We start from the raw sequence: 441 nt of genomic DNA, 5'->3' as shown, positions 1-441 counted from the left end.
CGATTTTGCCGGACTCATCTCTTTACCTTCATTTTTAGAAAAAATGAAAACAAAAAGCCAAGAACACTTGAATGTGTTTTTTGGTGTTTATCTTTCGATAAACATTGAGAACTTTACAAACAACAATAAATTGTTGTTTTGTCAGCTTTCCAAATTGTTAAAGAGCTAATCACTTCAAAGAAGTAACCATTTTTAAGAACACTTAATTAAATGCGCTTAAAGATGGTATCCCGTAGGGGAGTCGAACCCCTGTTACCGCCGTGAAAGGGCGGTGTCCTAGGCCTCTAGACGAACGGGACACAAAAATATGTGGTGGAGCTAATCGGGATCGAACCGATGACCTCTTCGCTGCCAGCGAAGCGCTCTCCCAGCTGAGCTATAGCCCCACATAAATTGCTTCAGCATTTTATGCAGAACCAATTTTGCTCTGAAATCTAAACC

Annotated in this window: 2 tRNA genes; both read right to left on the bottom strand. The window is 40.6% G+C overall.

Going from position 1 to position 441, the window contains the following annotated elements:
- Window positions 1-223 precede the first annotated feature (223 nt).
- Window positions 224-299, bottom strand: a tRNA-Glu gene (locus EX191_RS22780).
- An 11-nt stretch (window positions 300-310) separates the two neighbouring features.
- A tRNA-Ala gene (locus EX191_RS22775) sits at window positions 311-386 on the bottom strand.
- Window positions 387-441: the final 55 nt, after the last annotated feature.

Source organism: Vibrio chemaguriensis, assembly GCF_012275705.1.
GTDB classification, from domain to species: Bacteria; Pseudomonadota; Gammaproteobacteria; order Enterobacterales; family Vibrionaceae; genus Vibrio; species Vibrio diabolicus.
This window is presented reverse-complemented; position numbering and strand designations above follow the sequence as displayed.